Origin of the sequence: Rhodoplanes sp. P11, assembly GCF_964266735.1 — a bacterium.
Lineage (GTDB): Bacteria > Pseudomonadota > Alphaproteobacteria > Rhizobiales > Xanthobacteraceae > Rhodoplanes > Rhodoplanes serenus.
The window spans coordinates 1-20,928 of the sequence record NZ_CAXWGY010000002.1 but is presented as its reverse complement, the minus strand read 5'-3'; the positions used below and the strand labels follow the sequence as shown (position 1 = coordinate 20,928).

Annotated in this window: 21 protein-coding genes; 9 read left to right on the top strand and 12 right to left on the bottom strand. The window is 70.9% G+C overall.

Annotation, left to right across the window (positions count from 1 at the left end; all coding sequences use genetic code 11):
• Positions 1-55: 55 nt before the first annotated feature.
• From ACFQUV_RS08780 to ACFQUV_RS08765, 4 genes are all read right to left on the bottom strand, one after another.
• Entirely contained in the window at positions 56-316 is a 261-nt protein-coding gene (locus ACFQUV_RS08780; protein ID WP_129611280.1) for a hypothetical protein, read from the bottom strand.
• Positions 317-442: 126 nt separating this feature from the next.
• The gene (locus ACFQUV_RS08775) at positions 443-847 is read right to left on the bottom strand and encodes a TIGR02301 family protein (RefSeq protein ID WP_129611281.1); all 405 of its coding nucleotides are present in this window, start codon (positions 845-847) and stop codon (positions 443-445) included.
• A gap of 100 nt (positions 848-947) precedes the next feature.
• Positions 948-1,388, bottom strand: coding sequence for an NUDIX hydrolase (locus ACFQUV_RS08770; protein ID WP_129611282.1), 441 nt, complete (start codon positions 1,386-1,388; stop codon positions 948-950).
• Positions 1,385-1,912 (bottom strand): hypothetical protein, encoded by a 528-nt coding sequence (locus ACFQUV_RS08765; RefSeq protein ID WP_207211595.1) that lies wholly within the window; start codon positions 1,910-1,912, stop codon positions 1,385-1,387. Before ACFQUV_RS08765 ends, ACFQUV_RS08770 begins: the two co-directional genes overlap by 4 nt.
• A gap of 99 nt (positions 1,913-2,011) precedes the next feature.
• Between ACFQUV_RS08765 and ACFQUV_RS08760 the strand changes: the two genes are divergently transcribed.
• Positions 2,012-2,800, top strand: coding sequence for an SOS response-associated peptidase (locus ACFQUV_RS08760; RefSeq protein ID WP_129611283.1), 789 nt, complete (start codon positions 2,012-2,014; stop codon positions 2,798-2,800).
• A gap of 77 nt (positions 2,801-2,877) precedes the next feature.
• A complete protein-coding gene (locus tag ACFQUV_RS08755; protein WP_129611284.1) occupies positions 2,878-4,155 on the top strand; it encodes an Hsp70 family protein in 1,278 nt (425 codons plus the stop codon).
• Here ACFQUV_RS08755 and ACFQUV_RS08750 read toward each other — a convergent pair.
• Positions 4,146-4,919, bottom strand: coding sequence for a TetR/AcrR family transcriptional regulator (locus tag ACFQUV_RS08750; RefSeq protein ID WP_129611285.1), 774 nt, complete (start codon positions 4,917-4,919; stop codon positions 4,146-4,148). The two genes, ACFQUV_RS08755 and ACFQUV_RS08750, sit on opposite strands and share 10 nt — an antisense overlap.
• 113 nt (positions 4,920-5,032) lie before the next feature.
• On the opposite strand from ACFQUV_RS08750, the gene ACFQUV_RS08745 reads away from it, so the two are divergent.
• A complete protein-coding gene (locus ACFQUV_RS08745; protein ID WP_129611286.1) occupies positions 5,033-6,574 on the top strand; it encodes a 4-hydroxyphenylacetate 3-hydroxylase family protein in 1,542 nt (513 codons plus the stop codon).
• On the opposite strand, the gene ACFQUV_RS08740 is transcribed toward ACFQUV_RS08745, so the two are convergent.
• Positions 6,575-7,528: a hydrogen peroxide-inducible genes activator gene (locus ACFQUV_RS08740; protein WP_129611287.1), complete on the bottom strand. Its 954-nt coding sequence runs from the start codon at positions 7,526-7,528 to the stop codon at positions 6,575-6,577.
• 144 nt (positions 7,529-7,672) lie between these two features.
• Between ACFQUV_RS08740 and katG the strand changes: the two genes are divergently transcribed.
• Both katG and ACFQUV_RS08730 read left to right on the top strand, forming a co-directional pair.
• Entirely contained in the window at positions 7,673-9,886 is a 2,214-nt protein-coding gene (katG, locus tag ACFQUV_RS08735; RefSeq protein ID WP_129611288.1) for a catalase/peroxidase HPI, read from the top strand.
• A gap of 510 nt (positions 9,887-10,396) precedes the next feature.
• Entirely contained in the window at positions 10,397-11,143 is a 747-nt protein-coding gene (locus ACFQUV_RS08730) for a carbonic anhydrase (RefSeq protein ID WP_129611289.1), read from the top strand.
• Here the strand turns inward: ACFQUV_RS08730 and ACFQUV_RS08725 are convergent.
• A complete protein-coding gene (locus tag ACFQUV_RS08725; RefSeq protein ID WP_207211596.1) occupies positions 11,134-12,084 on the bottom strand; it encodes a hypothetical protein in 951 nt (316 codons plus the stop codon). The two genes, ACFQUV_RS08730 and ACFQUV_RS08725, sit on opposite strands and share 10 nt — an antisense overlap.
• Before the next feature lie 257 nt (positions 12,085-12,341).
• Between ACFQUV_RS08725 and ACFQUV_RS08720 the strand changes: the two genes are divergently transcribed.
• A complete protein-coding gene (locus ACFQUV_RS08720) occupies positions 12,342-13,085 on the top strand; it encodes a carbonic anhydrase (RefSeq protein ID WP_129607734.1) in 744 nt (247 codons plus the stop codon).
• A 243-nt stretch (positions 13,086-13,328) separates the two neighbouring features.
• Here ACFQUV_RS08720 and ACFQUV_RS08715 read toward each other — a convergent pair whose 3' ends face one another.
• The 4 genes from ACFQUV_RS08715 to fabA all read right to left on the bottom strand — a co-directional run bounded on the left by ACFQUV_RS08715 (position 13,329) and on the right by fabA (position 17,306).
• Positions 13,329-14,288, bottom strand: coding sequence for a transporter (locus ACFQUV_RS08715; RefSeq protein ID WP_244601448.1), 960 nt, complete (start codon positions 14,286-14,288; stop codon positions 13,329-13,331).
• A 65-nt stretch (positions 14,289-14,353) separates the two neighbouring features.
• Positions 14,354-15,190, bottom strand: a complete 837-nt coding sequence (gene fabI / locus ACFQUV_RS08710) for an enoyl-ACP reductase FabI (RefSeq protein ID WP_207211363.1) — start codon at positions 15,188-15,190, stop codon at positions 14,354-14,356.
• 325 nt (positions 15,191-15,515) lie between these two features.
• A complete protein-coding gene (fabB, locus tag ACFQUV_RS08705; RefSeq protein WP_111385305.1) occupies positions 15,516-16,733 on the bottom strand; it encodes a beta-ketoacyl-ACP synthase I in 1,218 nt (405 codons plus the stop codon).
• 45 nt (positions 16,734-16,778) lie between these two features.
• The gene (gene fabA / locus ACFQUV_RS08700) at positions 16,779-17,306 is read right to left on the bottom strand and encodes a 3-hydroxyacyl-[acyl-carrier-protein] dehydratase FabA (protein ID WP_111385306.1); all 528 of its coding nucleotides are present in this window, start codon (positions 17,304-17,306) and stop codon (positions 16,779-16,781) included.
• A gap of 236 nt (positions 17,307-17,542) precedes the next feature.
• Here fabA and irr point away from each other — a divergent pair, with 236 nt between their 5' ends.
• Positions 17,543-18,046, top strand: coding sequence for a Fur family transcriptional regulator Irr (irr, locus tag ACFQUV_RS08695; protein WP_129607732.1), 504 nt, complete (start codon positions 17,543-17,545; stop codon positions 18,044-18,046).
• A 246-nt stretch (positions 18,047-18,292) separates the two neighbouring features.
• On the opposite strand, the gene ACFQUV_RS08690 is transcribed toward irr, so the two are convergent.
• Positions 18,293-18,823, bottom strand: a complete 531-nt coding sequence (locus ACFQUV_RS08690) for an SH3 domain-containing protein (RefSeq protein WP_371851661.1) — start codon at positions 18,821-18,823, stop codon at positions 18,293-18,295.
• A gap of 328 nt (positions 18,824-19,151) precedes the next feature.
• Here ACFQUV_RS08690 and ACFQUV_RS08685 point away from each other — a divergent pair, with 328 nt between their 5' ends.
• On the top strand, positions 19,152-20,153 hold the full coding sequence (locus ACFQUV_RS08685) for a D-glycerate dehydrogenase (protein WP_129607730.1): 1,002 nt from the start codon (positions 19,152-19,154) through the stop codon (positions 20,151-20,153).
• Between the two features lie 136 nt (positions 20,154-20,289).
• Positions 20,290-20,676 carry a hypothetical protein gene (locus ACFQUV_RS08680; protein ID WP_165363768.1) on the top strand — a complete coding sequence of 129 codons (387 nt, stop codon included), beginning with the start codon at positions 20,290-20,292 and terminating at the stop codon, positions 20,674-20,676.
• Positions 20,677-20,928 lie beyond the last annotated feature (252 nt).

Genomic DNA, 20,928 nt, shown 5'->3' with positions numbered 1-20,928 from the left:
GCCGGCGCCGCTACTGGCGCGGCACTCGCGCGGCTCGGCGCGACAGGCTTCGCGCCTATTGGCGCGACAGCACGATGGAGAACTCGCCGGCCGCGATGCGGCGCGGCAGCCCCTCGGCGAAGCGCGCGGTGGCCTCCTCGCCATAGGTCGCGACCAGCTCGGTCAGGGCGCAGAACAGCGAGGCTTGCGCCAGGAAGTCGCCGTCGATCCCCTCGGCCCAGGCTTCCGCCCACGCCTCCTTGATGTGACCGAGCGCGGCCCGCTTCTGCTCCTGATCCGCGTTCGGCACCCGTGCACTCTCCACCCCGATCGACATGCCGCGAGCCACCCGGTCCCACCCGTTTTCGTCTTAACGTGTCTTACCAGAAGGCCCGGGCACGGCCAGCCATTCCTTTACGAAAGGTTAACCGGCCGTCACACACCTCGGCCCGGCGCCACGCCTTCAGTTGGCGTAGCGGGCCGTCACCTCGCGGGCGAGCTTGGCGCCCTCCTGAAGGTAGCGGCGGACGGCCGTCTCGGCCGACGGCGTGCAGGTGCGGTAGCCCTGCTGATAGAGGCGGTAGCCGCGATTGAAGCTGGCGATCATCTGGGCCCGGCGCGACCCGCTCGGGGTCTCGGCGTCGACGAGCTGCTGCATCTCGTTGCGCCATTTCTGGCCCTCGGCGGCGCCGCAGAGCTCCCGCAGGTAGTGCAGCGCCCCGAGGATCTCGGCGAGCCGGCGCAGGTCGCCGTCGAACGGTACCGCCTGCTGGGCCGCGGCGGGCGACGGCGCCCACCCGGGCGCCACGGGCGAGCCGAGGACGAGAAGGGCGGCGAGGATGGGAGCGAGAACGGCGCGGCGGGTCATCGGTCGGTCGCGGGCTGCGGGAGCCCCTTATCTGCGCCGCAATCGCGTCGCCGGCAAGGCGCGCGGCCGAGACGCCGAAGAGGTATCTCCCCGCGCCGCGTCAGGCCGCCCCGACGATCGCCCACGCCGCCATGACGATCTCGGCCAGCCCCTCGGTGGTGTCGAGCCCGGCGACGACGGCGGGATCGTGCCAGGCGGCGGCGGCCAGCTCGGTGTCGACGACCAGCTCGCCGGCGACCCAGCGGGCCGCGAAGGCGAGCACCACGAAATGCCGCTCGGTGCGCCCGGCGGCGTCGCGCAGGATGATCTCGCGATGGCCGGCGAGCCCGAGCGGCGCGATGGCGAGCCCGGTCTCCTCCCGCAGCTCGCGGACGACCGCCTCGTGCAGCGTCTCGCCCGCCTCGACGGCGCCGCCCGGCAGCGTCCAGGGTCCGGCGGACGGCGGCCGCGCCCGGCGCACCAGCAGCACCCGGCCGGCGCGGAACACCGCGGCGCTGACGGCGAGGAACGGCCGGTCCGGATAGTCGCGCGCTGCGCTCACGCGCCTTGCTCGAAGACGGCGTCGATCATCGCCTGGCGGGCCGCATCGCCGGTGACGACCGACATGACGTGCTCGCCGTTGATCACCGAGCCGGCGCGGGCGACCAGCGGCTTGAGCCAGTTGCTCGCCTCGCAGCCGAGCTGCCCGCAGGCCCGTGGCGACAGCTCCAGCCGCAGCGCGTCGAGGGTGGCGGCCAGGATGGCGTTCATGTGGTCGGCGAGCCGCTCCAGCTCCATGCGGGCGGCCGGGTCGGCATACTCCCAGGCGACCAGGGCCAGATCGCGGTCCTTGAAGTGCGAGCGGACGAAATACTCGTCGTAGGCCCGGGGCTCCCAGCCGACGATGTCGGGCACGAACTCCGGACACGACTCGAGCATCTCGAGCAGCATGATGACTTCGTTGTAGTGGTTGAGGTAGTCGGTCGCGAGCCGGGTGACCGGGTTGATGTTGGCGGCCGCCAGCACGGCCGGGTCCTGGGCCTGCGCGCGCAGCTCCGGAGACACTGGTCTGGGTTGCGGGATCATGATGAACGGAGTGCGCGTTGGTCCGGAAATCATTGGTGCGGCCCGGTTAAGGGCACATTAAAGTTACACAGGCGAACGAAACCTCAGCGAACGATCCCCGTGTGCGCCCGCTATACCATCACCTCGTCGCCGGCCGCCATCCGCGCCATCTTCGGCTATCCGGACGCGCCGGACTTTCCGCCGCGCCACAACGTGGCGCCGACCCAGCCGGTGCCGGTGGTGCGCCTGGACGGCGGCGTGCGCCGCTTCGCGCTGCTGCGCTGGGGGTTCGTCCCGGCCTGGGTGAAGGACCCGCGCGGCTTCTCGCTGCTCGTCAACGCCCGCGGCGAATCGGTGCTCGACAAGCCCGCTTTCCGTAACGCCATGAAGCGGCGGCGCTGCCTGCTGCCGGCCGACGGCTTCTACGAGTGGCAGGACAACGGCGGGCGGCGGCAGCCCTTCTACGTGCGGGCGCGCGACGGCGCCCCGCTGGCGCTTGCCGGCCTGTGGGAGACCTGGATGGGGCCGAACGGCGAGGAGATGGAGACGGTGTGCATCGTCACCACCGCGGCGAACCGGACGCTCGAGCCGATCCACGACCGCATGCCGGTGATCGTGCCGCCTTCGGCGTTCGACCTATGGCTCGACGGCGACCGGGTCGACGCCCTGACGGCATCGACGCTGATCGTGCCCGCTCCCGACGATCTCCTCGAAGCCTATCCGGTGTCGACCGCGGTGAACCGTGCCGCCAACGATGGGCCCGACCTGGTCGTGCCGCTCGCCACGGCGGGTGGCGAGCCCACCGGGGCGCCCGCCGCCGCGCCGCCGGCAGGTCCGAAGCCCCGGCGTGCCACGGCCGCCAAGACCGCCAAACCCAAGGCACCGCCCGCGCAGGGCTCGCTGTTCTGACCAAGCCCGGCCGGCAGGCTTGAACCGGGCGGCCCGATCCCCTATCAGGCCGGACCCGATCTTCCGAAAGCTCCGACATGTCTCGATCTTCCGCCGCCCCGCGGCCGCGCGCCTGCGGGCTCGACTTCGGCACCTCCAACTCGACCCTCGGGATGGCCGCCGGCGGGCCGCCCGCCCTGCTCGCCCTCGACCACGGCAGCACCACGGTGCCGAGCGCGGTGTTCTTCGGCCTCGATCGGCCGGAGCCGCTGATCGGCCGCGACGCCGTGACGGCCTATGTGGACGGCGTCCAGGGCCGCTTCATGCGCTCGCTGAAGTCGATCCTCGGCACCGCCCTGATCGACGAGAAGACGCAACTGTTCCGCCGCCGCGTGCCGTTCCGCGACATCGTCAAGAGCTACGTGGCGACCCTGAAGGCGCGCGCCGAGGCACAGGCCGGCGTCGCGCTCGACCGCGTCGTCCACGGCCGCCCGGTGCATTTCGTCGACGGCGACCCGGAGGGCGATGCCCGCGCCGAGGCGACGCTGGCGGCGATCGCCCGCGAGGCCGGCTTCCGCGAGGTGTCGTTCCAGTACGAGCCGGTGGCGGCGGCGTTCGAGCACGAGCGCGCCGTGACGCGCGAGACCATCGCGCTGATCGCCGACATCGGCGGCGGCACCTCGGACGTCACCGTGGTGCGGCTCGGCCCGGACCGCCGCGGCCGCGACGACCGCGGCGCCGACATCCTGGCGAACGGCGGCACGCGGCTCGGCGGCACCGACTACGACCGCGCCCTGACGCTGGCGGCGGTGACGCCGGCGCTCGGCCACGGCTCGGCCATGAAACGCGGCGACATCGCGGTGCCGTCCGGCCCCTATTTCGACCTCGCCACCTGGGCGAGCGTCAACCGGCTCTACGACAAGGCAGTGCTGCCGATGCTGCGCCAGGTGCGCCGCGACGCCCGCGAGCCGACCAAGCTCGATCGGCTGGTCCATCTCATCGAGCAGCGCCGCGGCCACTCGGTGCTGATCGAGGTGGAGCGCGCCAAGATCGCCCTGTCGGACGAGGATCGCGCCCGTATCGCGCTCGACTGGCTGGAGGGCGGGCTGGCCCTGCCGGCGACCCGGGCCGGCCTCGACGGCGCCACTGCGCCGCTGGCGGAGCGCCTCCAGGCCACCGTGCGGGACACGCTCGCGGCCGCCGGGCTCGGGGCGGCCGGCATCGACGTCGTGGTGTTCACCGGCGGCACCAGCCTGGTGCCGAGCGTGCGCGCCGCGGTGTGCGGCGTGGTGCCGGACGCGACGGTGGTGGATGCGGACCGCTTCGGCGCCGTCGGACTCGGCCTCACCATCGAGGCGCAGCGCCGCTACGGCTGAGGCGCAGCCGCCGGGTGCGGTTCGGGCTCGGACTCGGCCGAGGCGCGCAGCGCCGCGATACGATCGTCGACGAAGCGCGTCATCAGGTCGGCCGCCGAGGCGCGGAACATGCGGATGCGCCCGGTGTGGGCGAGCAGCAGCAGCCCGGCCGCGTGGGCGAAGACATCGACGGTGACCCGCTCGGCCGCGCGCGGCGTGGCGCCGAGCGCCAGCGCAGCCGTGGTGATCGGGCGCAGCACCGCGGCGAGCTGATCGTTGAGGGCGCGATCGCGCTCGTGGCCGAGACCGGCCGGCGTCATGCCGCCGCGCATCAGATAGAAGCCGAGATCGAGATCGCGCGGGTTCTCGGCGTAGAAGCCGAAGAAGGCGAGCGCCGCGGCCCGCAGGCGGGCGGCCGGGTCGCGCCGCCGCGCCACCGCGCCGGCGACCGCGGCGTCCACACGCGCCAGCGAGGCGTGCAGCACCGCGGCATAGAGCGCCTCCTTGGACTCGAAATGGAAGTAGAGGGCGGCGGGCGTGTAGCCGGCTTCGGCCGCGATGGCGCGCAGCGAGGCGCCGTCGAGCCCGGCGCGGTCGAACACCCGTCGGGCCGCCGCCAGAATGAGATCGCGCTTGAGATCGCCGACCGCCCGGTCGCGGACCGCCCGCCCGGCACCAGTCGTCCGCCCGGCACCGGGCGCCACCCGCTTCGCCGGTCCCTGCTTGGTCGCGCCCTGCTTGGTTCCTTTCTGCTTTGCCGCTTCCCGCTCGGTCTCACGCTTCATCGCCGCCTCGCCGCTGCCCTCGCTGGTCGTCCATCACCCGCCGGACCCGACCATGCTTGACGCGAATTCGAACACCGTTAGATTTTCCATACAATGATCGAGGGAGAGCGTCCATGCTGATGACCGCCGCCAGTTACCGCGAGTCGCTGCGCGCCTACCGGCCGCGGGTCTTCCTCGACGGCCATGCGGTCGACAGCGTCGCCGACGAGCCGCGCTTCGCGCCCGGCCTCGCCGCCGTCGGCGTCACCTACGACTACGCCCACGAGGAGGCGCACCGTGCCCTGATGACGGCGCGCCAGGCGACCTCGGGCCAGATCGTCAACCGCATGCTGCACGTCGACGAGACCGCCGACGATCTCCTCGCCAAGCTCGAGGCGGTGCGGCTGGTGTGCCGGGCCGCCGGCTGCGCCCAGCGCTATCTGGCGCACGATGCGCTCTCGGCGCTGATGCAGGCGACGCGGCGCACCGATACGGCACACGGCACCGACTATGCGGCGCGCTTCCTCGCCTGGCTGCACGACGTGCAGGAGCGCGACCTCGCCATCGGCATCGCCATGACGGACGCCAAGGGCGACCGCTCCCGCCGTCCCGGCGCCCAGGCGAACCGCGACGTCTATGTCCATATCCACGAGCGCCGCCCGGACGGCCTGGTACTGCGCGGCACCAAGGCGATCGTCACCGGCGCGCCCTACATGCACGAGCTTCTGATCATGCCGTGCCGCACCCATACGGCGGAGGACGCCGATTTCGCGGTGTGCTGCGCCGTGCCGATCGATGCCGACGGCGTCACCATCGTGGCGCGCCCGGCCGGGCGCCCGGGCGAGCCGGCTGCCACCTTCACGGGGCGCTACGGCCAGTCGACCGGCGTCGTGATTCTGGACGACGTCTTCGTGCCGCACGACCGCGTGTTCCTCGCCGGCGAGCCTGTCGAGGGCGGCTTTCTCACCACCGCCTACGCGACCCACCACCGCCACTCCTGCATCGGCGCGCGGGCCGGCTTCGGTGATTTGCTGATCGGCGCCGGCGCCCTGATGATCGAGGCCAACGGCCTCGATCCGGACCGCCACGGCCACATCCGCGACGCCATGGTGGAGTTGATCACCATCACCGAGAGCGTCTATGCGTGCGGCATCGCCGCCTCGGTCCAGTGCCGTATGGACGCCGGCGTCGCCATGCCCGACCCGGTCTATGCCAACATCGGCAAGTTGATGCTGGCGACCAAGATCTACGACATGCACCGGCTCGCCCATCTGGTCTCCGGCGGGCTCGTGGTGGCGCTGCCGGGACCCGACGAGGACCACAATCCGGCGACGGCCGCCGCGCTCGATGCCGTGCTCGGCGGTCGCGCCGACATCCCGGCGACGCAGCGCCGCGCCGTGGCGCGGCTGATCGAGGACCTCACGGTGTCGCACCAGGCGGGCTGGTACTCGGTGATCTCGCTGCACGGTGGCGGCTCGCCGGAGGCGATGAAGCGCGAGATCTTTCGCACCTATCCGATCGGCGAGAGGAGCGCGGTGGTGGCCGCGCTGATCGACCGCGGCGTCGTCGACGACGGCCGGCGGGTGTCGCGACAGCCCGGCCGCTGCTGCACCACCGGCTGCACGGAGCCCGAGACGATGGCGAGCGAGGCGATCGCCCCCGTGGCCGCCGGCTGATCAGGCCGGCACGGGATGGGCCGCCGCGGCCGGCATCGCCGGATCGAGCGCGGCGGGGTCAAGCCCGGTGATCCCCAGCGCCTCCACCACCCGGCGGGCGAGGGTCGAGAAGTCGGCCTTGCGGGGCGAGGTGCGGCGGAAGGCGAGCCCGATGGTGCGGCGCGGCTCCGGGGCGACGAAGCGCAGGAGCTTGATGCGCGGATTGTCCCGCTCGATCGCCGCGGCCACCCGCGGCAGCAGGGTCGTGCCGTAGCCGGAGGCGACGAGCTGCACCACCGTGGCGAGGCTGGTGGCGCCGAGCCCGAAGGCATCGGCCGTCGCGCCCGCGCACACCGCCAGCGCTTGGTCGCGCAGGCAGTGCCCCTCCTCCAGCAGGATCAGCGTGTCGCGATCGATCGCCCGCACCTCGATGGGCACCGCGGCCGGGCGCGGATCGTCGGTCGGCACCGCCAGCACGAAGGGGTCCTCGAACAGCGGTAGCGTCTCGATCTCGGGCTGGGCCACCGGCAGCGCCAGCATGACGACGTCGATCTGGCCGCGGCCGAGCTCGTCGAGCAGGTTGCGGGTGCGCGTCTCGCGCAGCGCGACCGTCAGGTCCGGATGATGCCGTTGCAGCACCGGCAGCACGCTCGGCAGCACATACGGGGCGAGCGTCGGGATGACGCCGAGCCGCAGCGTCCCGGACAGCGGCCGTGTGTGGTGGCGGGCAAAATCGACGAGATCGCGGGCGCCGGCCAGGAGATCGGCGGCCCGGCGGGCGATCTCCACCCCGGCCGGCGTGAGCGCGACCTCGCCGGGGCGGCGCTCGACCAGCTCGACCCCGAGGCGGGCCTCGAGGTCGCGGATCTGCATCGACAGGGCCGGCTGGCTGACCGCGCACTCGCGCGCCGCCCGTCCGAAATGCCGATGCCGCGCCACCGCACCGAAATAGCGTAACTGCTTCAGTGTGATCATGGCGATAAGTTATCCTGATCGCGATCCTCAGACAATACGATTAGACCTGATCGACGGCAGGGCTCATGGTGCCGCCACACCTCGGCACGCGGCGTCATCGCACCCTCGGGAGCGACCGCCCCACGATCTCCGGGAGCCTGATTCATGGATGCCAAGACGGACGACAAGGGCGCGGGCAAGTGCCCGTTCTCGGGCGGAAGCCGCGGACACCGCAACCGCGACTGGTGGCCGGAGCAACTCGACGTCGGCGTGCTCCATCAGAACTCGCGGAAGTCCGACCCCATGGGCGCGGACTTCGACTACGCGGCGGCGTTCCGCAGCCTCGACCTCGCCGCCGTGAAGCGTGACCTGCACGCCCTGATGACCGATTCGCAGGAGTGGTGGCCGGCCGACTACGGCCACTATGGCGGCCTGTTCATCCGCATGGCCTGGCACAGCGCCGGCACCTATCGCATCACCGACGGGCGCGGCGGCGCCGGCGCCGGCCAGCAGCGCTTCGCGCCGCTCAACTCGTGGCCCGACAACGCCAACCTGGACAAGGCGCGGCGGCTGCTGTGGCCGATCAAGCAGAAGTACGGCCGCAGCATCTCGTGGGCCGACCTGATGATCCTGGCCGGCAACGTCGCGCTCGAATCGATGGGATTCAAGACGTTCGGCTTCGCCGGCGGCCGCAAAGACGTGTGGGAGCCGGAGGAGCTCTATTGGGGGCCGGAAGGAACCTGGCTCGGCGACTCCCGGTACTCGGGCGAGCGCCAGCTCGAGGAGCCGCTCGGCGCCGTGCAGATGGGCCTGATCTACGTCAATCCGGAAGGCCCGAACGGCAATCCCGACCCGGTCGCCGCCGCCAAGGACATCCGCGAAACGTTCTTCCGCATGGCGATGAACGACGAGGAGACCGTCGCGCTGATCGCCGGCGGCCACACCTTCGGCAAGACCCATGGGGCCGGTGATCCGTCGCTGCTCGGCCCGGAGCCGGAAGGCGCCGCCATCGAGGACCAGGGGCTCGGCTGGAAGAGCCGTCACGGCAGCGGCTTCGGCGCCGACACAATCACGGGCGGCCCCGAGGTGATCTGGACCACGACGCCGACCAAGTGGAGCAACAACTTCTTCTGGAACCTGTTCGGCTACGAATGGGAGCTGGAGCAGAGCCCGGCCGGCGCCAAGCAGTGGCGCGCCAAGGGCGCCGGCGCGACAATTCCCGACCCGTTCGACCCGTCCAAGAAGCATGTGCCGAAGATGCTGACGACGGATCTGTCGCTGCGCTTCGACCCGATCTACGAGAAGATCTCGCGGCGCTTCATGGAGAACCCGGACCAGTTCGCGGACGCTTTCGCGCGCGCCTGGTTCAAGCTCACCCATCGCGACATGGGCCCGCGGGTTCGTTACCTCGGCCCCGAGGTGCCGAACGAGGTGCTGATCTGGCAGGACCCGATCCCGCCGGTCGATCACGAGCTGGTGGATGCCGGCGACATCGCCGCCCTGAAGGGGAAGATCCTCACCTCCGGCCTGTCGGTGTCGCAGCTCGTCGCCACCGCCTGGGCGTCGGCGTCGACGTTCCGCGGCTCCGACAAGCGCGGCGGCGCCAACGGCGCCCGCATCCGCCTCGCCCCGCAGAAGGACTGGGAGGTCAACCAGCCGGCGGAGCTCGCCAAGGTGCTGTCCACCCTCGAAACGGTTCAGCGCGAGTTCGAAGCCGCCCGCACGGACGGCAAGAAGATCTCGCTCGCCGACCTGATCGTGCTCGGCGGCTGCGCCGCGGTGGAGAAGGCTGCGAAGGATGCCGGCGTCACGGTGACGGTGCCGTTCACGCCGGGCCGCACGGATGCCTCACAGGAGCAGACCGACGTCGTGTCGTTCGCGCCGCTGGAGCCGCGCGCCGACGGCTTCCGCAACTACATCAACACCAAGCGGCATCAGTTCATGGCCCCCGAGGAGGCGCTGGTCGATCGGGCGCAGCTTCTCACACTGACCGGCCCCGAGATGACGGTGCTGGTCGGCGGCCTGCGGGTGCTCGGCGCCAATGCGGGGCATTCGACCCACGGCGTGCTGACCGACCGGCCGGAGCGGCTGACCACCGACTTCTTCGTCAATCTGCTCGACATGCGCACCGCATGGGCGCCGTCGGCGACCGAAGGCCTCTACGAGGGCCGCGATCGCAAGACCGGCGAGCCGCGCTGGACCGCGACGCGCGTCGACCTGATCTTCGGGGCGCACTCGCAGCTCCGCGCCTTCGCCGAGGTCTATGCCTGCGCGGACTCGCAGGAGAAGTTCGTGAAGGACTTCGTCGCCGCCTGGGCCAAGGTGATGAACGCCGACCGCTTCGACATCGTCGGCCCCGGCACCCAGACGGCGGCCTGACACACGCGATCGCCCGACACGCGATCGCCCGACACCATCGTGCCGACGCACTCGATCAGATGCGCCGGCGCCGCGAGACACCCCCGAGAGCACCCCCGAACCCCCGCGTCCCGCAGTCCGCCACGGGACGAACGAAGCGGCCGGAGCGCAAGCTCCGGCCGCTGTCGTTTCTGCGGCCGTTGCTTTTCAGCGGTCGACGGTGATGCCGGGCGGATGACCACGCGCCGGGGCGGGACAGCCGTGACACAGACCGATACGGCTCTCCCGACCGAACGATCCGACCGCCCGGTCCCTCAGCCATCCGGGCAAGCCCGATCGGCCTATGCGGGTTTCGCGTTATTGATCCGCATCGCAAAACACAGACACTGACCACGGGCTGCGATGTTGTCCGGACGATGAGTCTCGTCTGCGGCGGCGCGGCCGGTGTGCCGCACTCCATCCGTCATCCGCTTCGTCCGCCGATCGCGCATCTCGATGCACGACCGACGAAGCCATCGCAAGGACGACCGCATGTGTGATCGCGACGAATGCCTCGACGCGCGGGCTTCGATCTCCCGCCGATTCCTGCTGGCCGCCGGCGCCGGTGCCGCGCTGGCCGGCGCCGGCCTCGCTGGCCGCCCGCGGAGCGCCCGGGCCGACAGCCTCGCGGCGGTGCGGCCGAACGCCATCGCGCCCGACGAGGCGTTGCGGCGGCTCGTCGACGGCAATGCCCGGTATGCGGTGAACACCGCGCGGAACAAGGACCTGCTGGCGAGCCGGGCCGCCCAGGCGGCGGGCCAGTATCCGATCGCCGGGATCGTGAGCTGTGCCGACTCCCGCGTCGTTCCCGAACTCGCCTTCGACCAGGGGCCGGGCGAGCTGTTCGTGGTTCGGCTGGCCGGCAACTTCGTCGACGACTACGGCCTCGCCAGCCTCGAATACGGCGTCGCCTCGCTCGGCGTGCCGCTCATCGTCGTGCTCGGCCATTCGAGCTGCGGAGCCATCGCGGCGACCCTGAAGGTGCTGAAGGAGAACGCGGTGCTGCCCGGGCAGCTGCCGAAGCTCGTCGACGCCCTCAAGCCCGCCGTCGCGGCCGCCCAGGCGCGCAATCCCGCCGACCCGCTCGACGAGGCGATCGCCGAGAACGTGCGCGTCAATGTGCGCCGCTTGCAGGGAGCGACGCCGGTGGTGGCCGAGGCGGTGCAGAGCGGCCGGGTCAAGATCGTGGGGGGTGTCTACGACATCGCCAGCGGCAAGGTGGCGATGCTTCAAGCCTGATCGGCCGCCGAGAGCGGCCAGTCCGGGCGGCGGCCGGCCGGATCGCGGCTCGCCGCCCGCGCGCCGTCCGGCTCCGGCTCGTCGGTCGGTTCGGGTTCGTCGGCCAGCACCAAGGCCGCCAGGCGATCGAAGTGCACCATCTGCCACGACGCCCAGCGCTCGAACTCGTCCACCAGATCCGAGGCGATGGCGAGCAGACGGCCGCCCCCCACCGCGAACCAGCCGTGCCGCTTCGCCGCGGTGAACATGTTGCCGACATGCGCGAGCGAGACCTGAATCCGCTCGGCGATCGCCTTGCGGCTGAGCGGCACGGCGGCCGGTGCGCCCGGCACCGTCTCGGCGTAATGGGCCCCCAAGACGACCGTCAGCAGCAGATACCCGCAGTCCCGCTCAGCAAAATAGAGGACGCGCGGAAACGGGTGGATCAGCGTCCCGCGCATGGCGACCTCGGCCGCCGAGCGATACAGCACCTCACCGAGCCGCTGCGGATCGGCGAGCCGTACCGCACGGCCGGGATGGCGCCCCGCGATGCGGTCGGCCGCCGCCACGAACAGCCGGACCGAACGGCCGATCTCGGCCACCAGAGCGGGTGCCGGCACGAGCAGCTTGGGCCGACGGTCGGCCACCTGGCCCTCGACCCGCAGCAGGCCCCGCGCCTTGAGGGCGGCCACCATCTCGGCCGCCTGCCGGGCACCCGATCCGAGCGTGGCCTGGAGGGTCGCGACCGTAGGCAGCGGGCCGCCGGCCGATTTCCACGCATGGTAGTTGTGGATCAGCAGGTAGCACACCAGATAGCGGCGGAGCTGATCGACCAGCTTGATGGTCGGCCAGGCGAGCGGGGGGGCCTCGGCGATGCCCTGACAGTAGCCGGCGAGCGCCGGCCGGAACTGCGGGCTCGCACGCAGCATCGCGGCGTCCGCGACGAAGTCCGCAGACGGCATGACGATGGACCGGCCCGACCACCCCTCCTGCCGCGCCGCGCTCCGCCGCCCCTGGACCACCCGAGACCCCTGCAAAGTTTGGACTAGGACCTATCACTCTTCCCCGAGAAGATCACCCCGGAGAGACGAATCGCGATGCCGGCAGGCTCCATCTGGTGACCGCCGGCGGGTCAAGTCGCGCGCGCGGCTCGGTTCGTCTCCCCCCTCCTCCCGCCACCCCCGATGGCCGCGAGGCCATGCCGAGAGGACTAATCCCAATGTGTGATCACGATCGGTGCGAGCCTGCTTCGCACCCGCTCTCCCGTCGCCTGCTGCTCGCCGCCGGAGCGGCCGCCGCGGCGGCAACCGGCCTGCGGCCCGGCGGCTTCGTCGGCCCGGCCGCCGCCCAAGGGACCGACCCGCCGCGCCCGAACGCCATCGGGCCCGACGCGGCGCTGCGGCGCCTCCTCGACGGCAATGCCCGCTATGCCGCCAACACCACCCAGAACAAGGACCTGTCGGCCGGCCGCGCCGCCCGGGCGGAGGCGCAATATCCGGTCGCCGGCCTGGTGAGCTGCGCCGATTCCCGGGTGGCCCCGGAACTCGCCTTCGATCAGGGACCAGGCGAGCTGTTCGTGGTGCGGCTCGCCGGCAACTTCGTCGACGACAACGGCCTCGCCAGCCTGGAGTACGGCGTCGCGGTGCTCGGCCTGCCGCTCATCGTGGTGCTCGGTCACTCGAACTGCGGCGCCGTCGCCGCCACCATCAAGGTGATCCAGGAGAAGAAGGAGCTTCCCGGCCGTCTGCCGCAGCTCGTCGCCGCTCTCAAGCCCGGCGTCGAGGCGGCGCTCGCCCGCAAGCCGAACGATCCGCTCGACGAGGCGATCGCCGAGAACGTCCGCCACAACGTCCGCCGGCTGGAGCAGGCCGGGCCGATCGTCGCCAAGGCGGTGGCGGACGGCAAGGTGAAGATCGTCGGCGGCGTCTACGACATCGCCACCGGCAAGGTGACGATGCTCTGATCCCGGCGGCACGGCTCGTCCGTGCCGCAACCGCAGTCCGGCCCGGAGTCGTCGGCGCGAGGCTGGAGGCCCACGTACGGGAACCAGCCGAGCGGGCGGGCGGCTCCTGCCGTCACCGGACGATGCGGTTCGTTTCATCGCTGCCCCCCGGTCCCGCAGTCGGCGGGACCGTCGGAGACGGCCGGCGCGCGAGCGTCGGCCGTCTCGCCTGTCGGCCGCGGCGGACGAGCGGACCGCCGGCGGTCAGCCGCGGGTGAGACCGCGCCAGCGCAGGATGGCGTAGACGATCGCGGAGGAGAGCACGGCCACGATCACGCCAGACCAGAACCCGACCTCGCTCTCCGCATAGGCCATGCCCTTCAGGTTCATCCCGAAGAAGCCGGCGATCAGGGTCGGCGGCAGGAACATGATGGTGACGATCGAGAGGGCGCGCAGGTTGCGGTTGGTCTCCTCGGCGAGCTGGCTCGACAGCTCGTCCTGCAACATGCGGGCGCGGTCGCGCAGCGCATCGATCTCCTGGTCCAGGCCGTCGAGGCGCTGCGACAGTCGGCCGGCATCGAGCCGCAGCGCCGGGCTCAGCTCCTCCGGCTCCAACGCCTCGAAGCGGCGGAACAGCGAGCGAAGCCCGGCGAGCTGACGATGCAGCCGCACGGTGGTGCGGCGGAACACGCCGAGCCGTCGCCGCTCGTCCGTGGTCTCCAGGTCGAGGATGCGCTCCTCGATGGCATCCATCTGGAGCGCGAGATCGTCGGAGAGCCGGTCGATGGCGTCGGCGACGTGGTCGACGATCAGCTCGAACAGGGCCGCCACCGACTCGACCCGCTGGCCGGAGCGCAGCGCCTGGCGAGTCGTGTCGACGGCGTTGAGGGCGCGTCGGCGGGCGCTGACCAGGCCACGCTCCGTCATGGCGAAGTGGAGAAGCCGCACCTCCTCGGTGAGGCCGTCGAAATCGCGCCCGAGATCGGCGATGACGCCGTAGACACAGTCGCGTTCGGCCTGGAGCTGCTGGTGGGTGTCAGGTCCGACCAGCGCCTCGACGGCATCGTCCGGCAGCCCGGGCAGCGTTTGCAGCACCGGCCCGCTGCGGGCATCGGCGAGATTGAAGTGCAGCCAGAGCCAGGAGTCGCCATCCGGGCCGGGGAGCGGCCGCTCGGGATCGAGCTCGGTGGCGACGCCGTCGTCACCGATCCGGAACGCCCACACGAGCCCGCCCAGCGGGCCCGTGCCGAACGCCGGGCCCTGTCCTCGCGACGCTCCGCCCGGCGCGGCTATTGGGCGGCGTCCTTGGCCGCGCGGGCCTCGGCCGCCGTCTCGGCGTCGTCAACGGTCCTGAGCGCGGCCGGATGCGGCATCGAGATGATGTTGTAGCCGGAATCGACGAAGTGGACGTCGCCGGTGACGCCGGTGGAGAGATCGGAGAGCAGATAGAGGGCGGCGCCGCCGACCTCCTCGATGCTCACCGTCCGCCGCAGCGGCGCATGGCGCTGCTGATAGTTGAACATCAGCCGCGCATCGGCGATGCCGGCGCCCGCCAGGGTGCGGACCGGACCGGCCGAGATGGCGTTGACGCGGACGCCCTGCGGCCCGAAGTCGGCGGCGAGATAGCGCACCGAGGCTTCGAGCGCCGCCTTGGCGACGCCCATCACGTTGTAGTTCGGCATCACCCGGGTGGAGCCGCCATAGGTGAGCGTCACCATCGAGCCACCGTGGTTCATCAGGGCGGCGGCACGCTTGGCGATCTCGGTGAACGAGAAGCACGAGATCAGCATGGTGCGCGCGAAGTTCTCGCGCGTGGTGTCGGCGTAGCGGCCCTTCAGCTCGTTCTTGTCGGAGAACGCGATGGCATGGACGATGAAGTCGATGCCGCCCCAGGCCGCGCCGAGCCGGTCGAAAACGGAATCGACCGAGGCGAGGTCCTCGACGTCGCACGGCAGCACCAGGTCGGAGCCGACCGACTCGGCGAGCGGCTTGACCCGCTTGCCGAGCGCCTCGCCCTGATACGTGAAGGCGAGCGAGGCGCCGTGCGCCGCCAGCACCTTGGCGATGCCCCAGGCGATCGAATGGTTGTTCGCGACGCCCATGACCAGGCCGCGGCGGCCGAGCATCAGGCCGTTCTTGGAGGCGCCCTGCTCAGCCGTCATGACGAACGGCCTGCGCGGCGGAAAACGAACCACGGCGTGCTCCGCCGTCTTGCCGTCGCCCGACATGTCTGCTCCGCCTCCCTGCTGGCCTCGCCCGTTCCGGTGGGGTCCGCTGCGGCGCACCGACGGCGATCGGGCGGCGCCGCGGACCATGTCGTCGCCCCGCGTCGATCATTATGTCGGCGATGCAACAGCGGCGTGACGCCGTCGGGGCCGGCAGGCCCCCCTGTGGATCGATCCGTATCGCCACGACGTCACCTCTCGAACGAAGCGCGGGCGTCAGCCCCGCTCAGGCGTCAACGTGCTTGAAGACCAGCGAGGCATTGGTGCCGCCGAACCCGAACGAGTTGGACAGCACGCAGCCGAGCGTCACGTCGTCCTTGCGGGTGCGGACGATCGGCATATCGGCGAACGCCGGGTCGAGCGTCTCGATGTTGGCGCTCTCGCAAACGAAGCCGTTCTGCATCATCAGGAGCGAGTAGATCGCCTCCTGGACGCCGGCCGCACCGAGCGAATGGCCGCTGAGCGACTTGGTCGCGGAGATCGCCGGGACCGCATCGCCGAACACCTCGCGGATCGCCTCGATCTCCTTGATGTCGCCGATCGGCGTCGAGGTGGCGTGCGGGTTGATGTAGTCGACCTTCGGCCCGACGGTGGAGAGCGCCATGCGCATGCAGCGCGCCGCGCCCTCGCCGGAGGGCGCCACCATGTCGTGGCCGTCCGAGGTGGCGCCGTAGCCGGCGAGCTCGGCATAGATCTTCGCGCCGCGCGCCTTGGCGTGCGCGAGCTCCTCCAGCACCAGCACGCCGGCGCCGCCCGCGATGACGAAGCCGTCGCGATCGACATCGTAGGCGCGCGACGCCTTGGTCGGCGTGTCGTTGTACTTCGACGACATCGCCCCCATGGCGTCGAACAGCACCGACAGGGTCCAGTCCAGCTCCTCGCAGCCGCCCGCGAAGATCACGTCCTGCTTGCCGAGCTGGATGATCTCGGCGGCGTTGCCGATGCAATGGCTGGAGGTCGCGCAGGCCGAGGCGATCGAGTAGTTGACGCCCTTGATCTTGAACCAGGTGGCGAGCGTCGCCGAGGCGGTGGACGACATCGCCTTGGGCACCGCGAACGGCCCCACCCGCTTCGGGCCCTTGCTGCGGGTGATGTCGGCCGACTCGACCACCGTGCGGGTCGACGGGCCGCCCGAGCCCATGATGATGCCGGTGCGCTCGTTGGAGACCTCGGTCTCCTCCAGCCCGGCGTCACGGATCGCCTGCTCCATGGCGACGTGGTTCCACGCCGCGCCGGCGCCGAGGAAGCGCATGGCCCGGCGGTCCACCGCCTCTTCGGGCACCAGTGTCGGGGCTCCGTGCACCTGGCAGCGGAAGCCGAGCTCGGCATACTTGTCGGCGCGCGAAATGCCGGACTTGGCCTCGCGCAAGCTGGCCAACACCTCCTGGGTGTTGTTTCCGATGGACGAAACAATGCCCATCCCGGTGACGACGACCCGTCTCATGACTGCGATTCCTGATTGCCGGCGGGCGACACGCCCGCAGCCGGCCTAGGCGGGATCGGGCTGCGGCGCCTGATCCCGGAACAGGCCGACCTTGAGATCCAATGCGCGATAAATGATCGAGCCGTCGGCCGACAACCAGCCGTCGGCGACACCCAGCACCAGCCTCGAGCGCACCACGCGCTTGATGTCGATGCCGTAGACGACCTTGCGGACGGAGGGGAGCACCTGGCCCGAGAACTTCAGCTCGCCGAGACCGAGCGCCCGGCCCTTGCCTTCTGCCCCCAGCCAGCCGAGGAAAAACCCGAGAAGCTGCCACAGGGCGTCGAGGCCGAGGCAGCCCGGCATCACCGGGTCGCCCTTGAAGTGGCAGGGAAAGAACCACAGGTCCGGCTTCACCTCGAGCTCGGCCCGAGCCAAGCCCTTGCCGTGCTCGCCGCCCTTGTCGCCGATCTCGGCGATGCGGTCGAACATCAGCATGGGAGGCAGCGGAAGCTGCGGACCTTCCGCGAAAAGCTCGCCTCGGCCACAAGCCAGGAGGTCTTCGTACTCGAAGCTCGACCGACGATTGTGCATTCCGTGAGATCCCCGAAATAATGCCGGTCCGCAGGCCGGGCCGGCCCTTCCCTAACACACGATGGCGAGCGGTCAATCCGGCCTTGCCCCGCGGCCCGCCCGGAGACCCGGCCGGGTCTCCGACGGGATGGTGGGCAGGTCAAAATTGCGACGCAGTTGCAAGAAGAATCATGCCCCGATATGATCGCTCGGAATAATGGATCATGCCGCGCGAGCGGCACGCGAGTTCCCTTACGATGCAGAGAAATTCTCCGCCGATCAATGCCGGTTCGGGATCGAAGGCCGGGGATGCCGGGGCTTTCTTCGCTCAGCGGCCGGAGCTCAACGGGTGCCCCTGGCACGACGTGAAGAGCATGCTGCGCGGCGTCGGCCTGCGGCCGACCCTCCAGCGCCTGGCGCTCGGCTGGATTCTGTTCGGCAAGGGGCACCGCCACCTGACCGCCGAGATGCTCTACGAGGAGGCGTCGCGGGCCCGCGTGCCGGTGTCGCTCGCCACCGTCTACAACACCCTGCACCAGTTCACCGAGGTCGGGCTGCTGCGCCAAGTCGCGGTCGACGGCTCGAAGACCTATTTCGACACAAACGTGTCGGAGCACCACCACTTCTTCCTCGAGGACAAGAACGCGCTCGTCGACATCCCCCCGGTCGAGACCGCGATCGGCGCGCTGCCGGCGCTGCCGGAGGGCTACGAGGTCGAGCGGGTCGATGTCGTGGTGCGCCTCAAGACGAAGGGGAAGTAGGCCGAGCCGGCGCGCGCCGGCTCCGAACGAACGGGTTCGAACGGCCGGGTGACCCCCGGCCGTTTCTCGTTCGGCACACCGCCTTCTCGACGCTCACCTTCGCGGCGCTCGCCGCCGACGCCCCTGCGCTACCGCAGGAGAAGACCGCGTGTCCCGGGCGCGCCGCGATGCGCCGGGTCCGGGGCACGGGGACCGAAGGCCGGGAGGGCGGCCTATCGACCGGTGGGCACCGTCGCGCGGGCGCCCTCAGTCGATCTTCTCGTTGGGATAGACGCCCCACAGCCGCTCCTGGGCGATCCAGCCGTCGAACTTGTCGCCGATGAAGCGGCACCAGGTGCCGTCGCAGCGCTTCACGGTGCCGACCACACCCGCCTCGAGCTGCGCCTTCACCGGGCTCGCCGGATCGGCATCGGCCCGCACCGGGACGAGGTCGTCGCTGCCCTTGGCCCGCGCCACGAAGGCGGTCCGCTTGCCGGACAGCAGCGAGTGGTACACCCAGCCCTCGGCCCCCTCCCAGTCGCGGATGCGGCGCCAGTTCTCGAACTCCGCGGTGATCTCCACCGGCAGGCCCGCCCGGGTGTAGACCCAGGTCACCTCGTGATCCTTGGTCGGCCCGCCGCGCACATTGACGCGGTCCGGCTTGAGGCTGACGAAGCGGGGCACCGGCAGCCCGCTGACCGAGCCGGTCGGCAGCTCCGCGGCGGCGACGCTGCCCGCCACGGCCGGCCGGATCGTCGCTGCGACACTGAGCGCCACGACCGTCGACAGAACCGCGATCGCACCTTTCAACAACGGCCACGCCGCCCCCCGTACAGCGGCCCGGAAAGGCCCGCCGACCGGGTGGCGAAGGGGTGTGGGCATGGGCGCGCGAGCGCGCGTCGGACCGCCGCGGCGCAAGCCGTCGGCAGCCCCTAGGGGAGATGGTCGCAGCCGGCCTTGGCGCATTGTGTTATCCCGGCCATCTGGTACAGAAGAGCCATTGCGGCGCTTCTCGAAGAGCCTCCGCGTGCGGGACTTCAATGTCCGCGACGACGGTTAACGAGGACTGAAGCGCCGCGGGGATCCGCTCGTTGCGAGCGCCCGGGACGCGGTGGGGCAGAACGATATGCCGACAAGGAAGAAGCCGCTCGTGGTGGTGACTCGAAAGCTGCCCGACAGCGTCGAGACCCGCATGCGCGAATTGTTCGATACGCGCCTCAATCTCGACGACACGCCGATGACTCCGGCGGCGATCGCCGAGGCGATGGCGGATGCCGACGTGCTGGTGCCGACGGTCACCGACCGTATCGATGCACATGCGCTCGGCCATGCCGGCGACCGGCTCAAGCTGATCGCCAACTTCGGCAACGGCGTCGACAACATCGACGTGGCGGCGGCGCTCCAGCGCGGCATCACCGTGACCAACACGCCGGGTGTCCTCACCGAGGACACCGCCGACATGACGATGGCGCTGATCCTCACGGTGCCGCGCCGGCTCGTCGAGGGCGCCACGCTGATGACCGGCGACAAGCCGTGGACCGGGTGGACGCCGACCTGGATGCTCGGTCACCGCATCTCCGGCAAGCGGCTCGGCATCATCGGCATGGGCCGCATCGGCCAGGCGGTGGCGCGGCGCGCCCGCGCCTTCGGGCTCCAGATCCACTATCACAACCGCCGCCGGGTGCCGCTGAAGATCGAGGAGTCGCTGGAGGCGACCTGGTGGGAGAGCCTCGACCAGATGCTGGCCCGCATGGACATCATCTCGGTCAACTGCCCGCACACGCCGGCGACCTATCACCTGCTGTCGGCGCGGCGCCTCAAGCTGCTCCAGCCGGGCGCCTACATCGTCAACACGGCGCGCGGCGAGATCATCGACGAGAACGCGCTGGCCCGCATGATCGAGTCCGGCGACGTCGCCGGGGCCGGCCTCGACGTGTTCGAGCACGAGCCCGCCGTCAATCCCAAGCTGGTGCGCCTCGCCCGCGCCGGCCGAGTGGTGCTGCTGCCGCATCTCGGCTCCGCCACCATCGAGGGGCGCGTCGACATGGGCACGAAGGTGATCATCAACATCCAGACCTTCATGGACGGGCATCGCCCGCCCGACCGGGTGCTGCCGTCGATGCTGTGAGGCGCCGAACCGGCGCCGCCGGATCGCGTGTCATACGACACGCGGTCGACCGGCCCGTATCCGTAGCCGCCGCATCTTGTCAGCGCCATTGCGGCGCGAGACCATCGTGCGACCATCGCCTGCGTGGCGGAGGACCATGATGCGTGAGCGAGTGACGCGGTGGCGGGACGCGGCCGTCGTGGGTCTGGGGCTGGCCGCGATGCTCGCCGCCCCGGCGGCGGCGACAGCGGAAGCCCTGCTGCCCAAGGACATCCAGGCGACCTTCTTCGACGGCCGCAGCTTCACGGCGACGACCCCCTCCGGGGTGAGCTTCGAGATGGTGTTCGATGCCGATGGCACCATGCGGCGCAAGCCGGTCACCAAGGACGGCTCCAAGGGCGAAGGCACCTGGACGCTCGACGCCGACGGCTTCTGCACCACCTGGAAGGGCCACAAGACGAGCTGCTTCAAGGTGCTGCCCGCCGGCCCCAACGCCTGGGCGGTGATGAAGGGGCCGACCCTGAAGGCGACCTGGAGCAAGTGATACTGTGCTCGGGTGATCAGTTCGTCGTCGTTCCGGGGCGTGGCACCCGGATCGGCGCGTCGCGCCGTCCGGGCGCCGCGAGCCCGGAACCCAGCGAAACACGTCATGACGCGGCAAACTTTGGACTCTCGGCTGGATTCCTGTATCTTTCGGCTGTCACTGGCATAGTGGCGGGCTGACGGGGACCGCTCGTTGGATTCCCGGCCCTGTGTGGCCGCTATTCCGGCTCGGGCGTCTCCGTTCCGCTCGTTG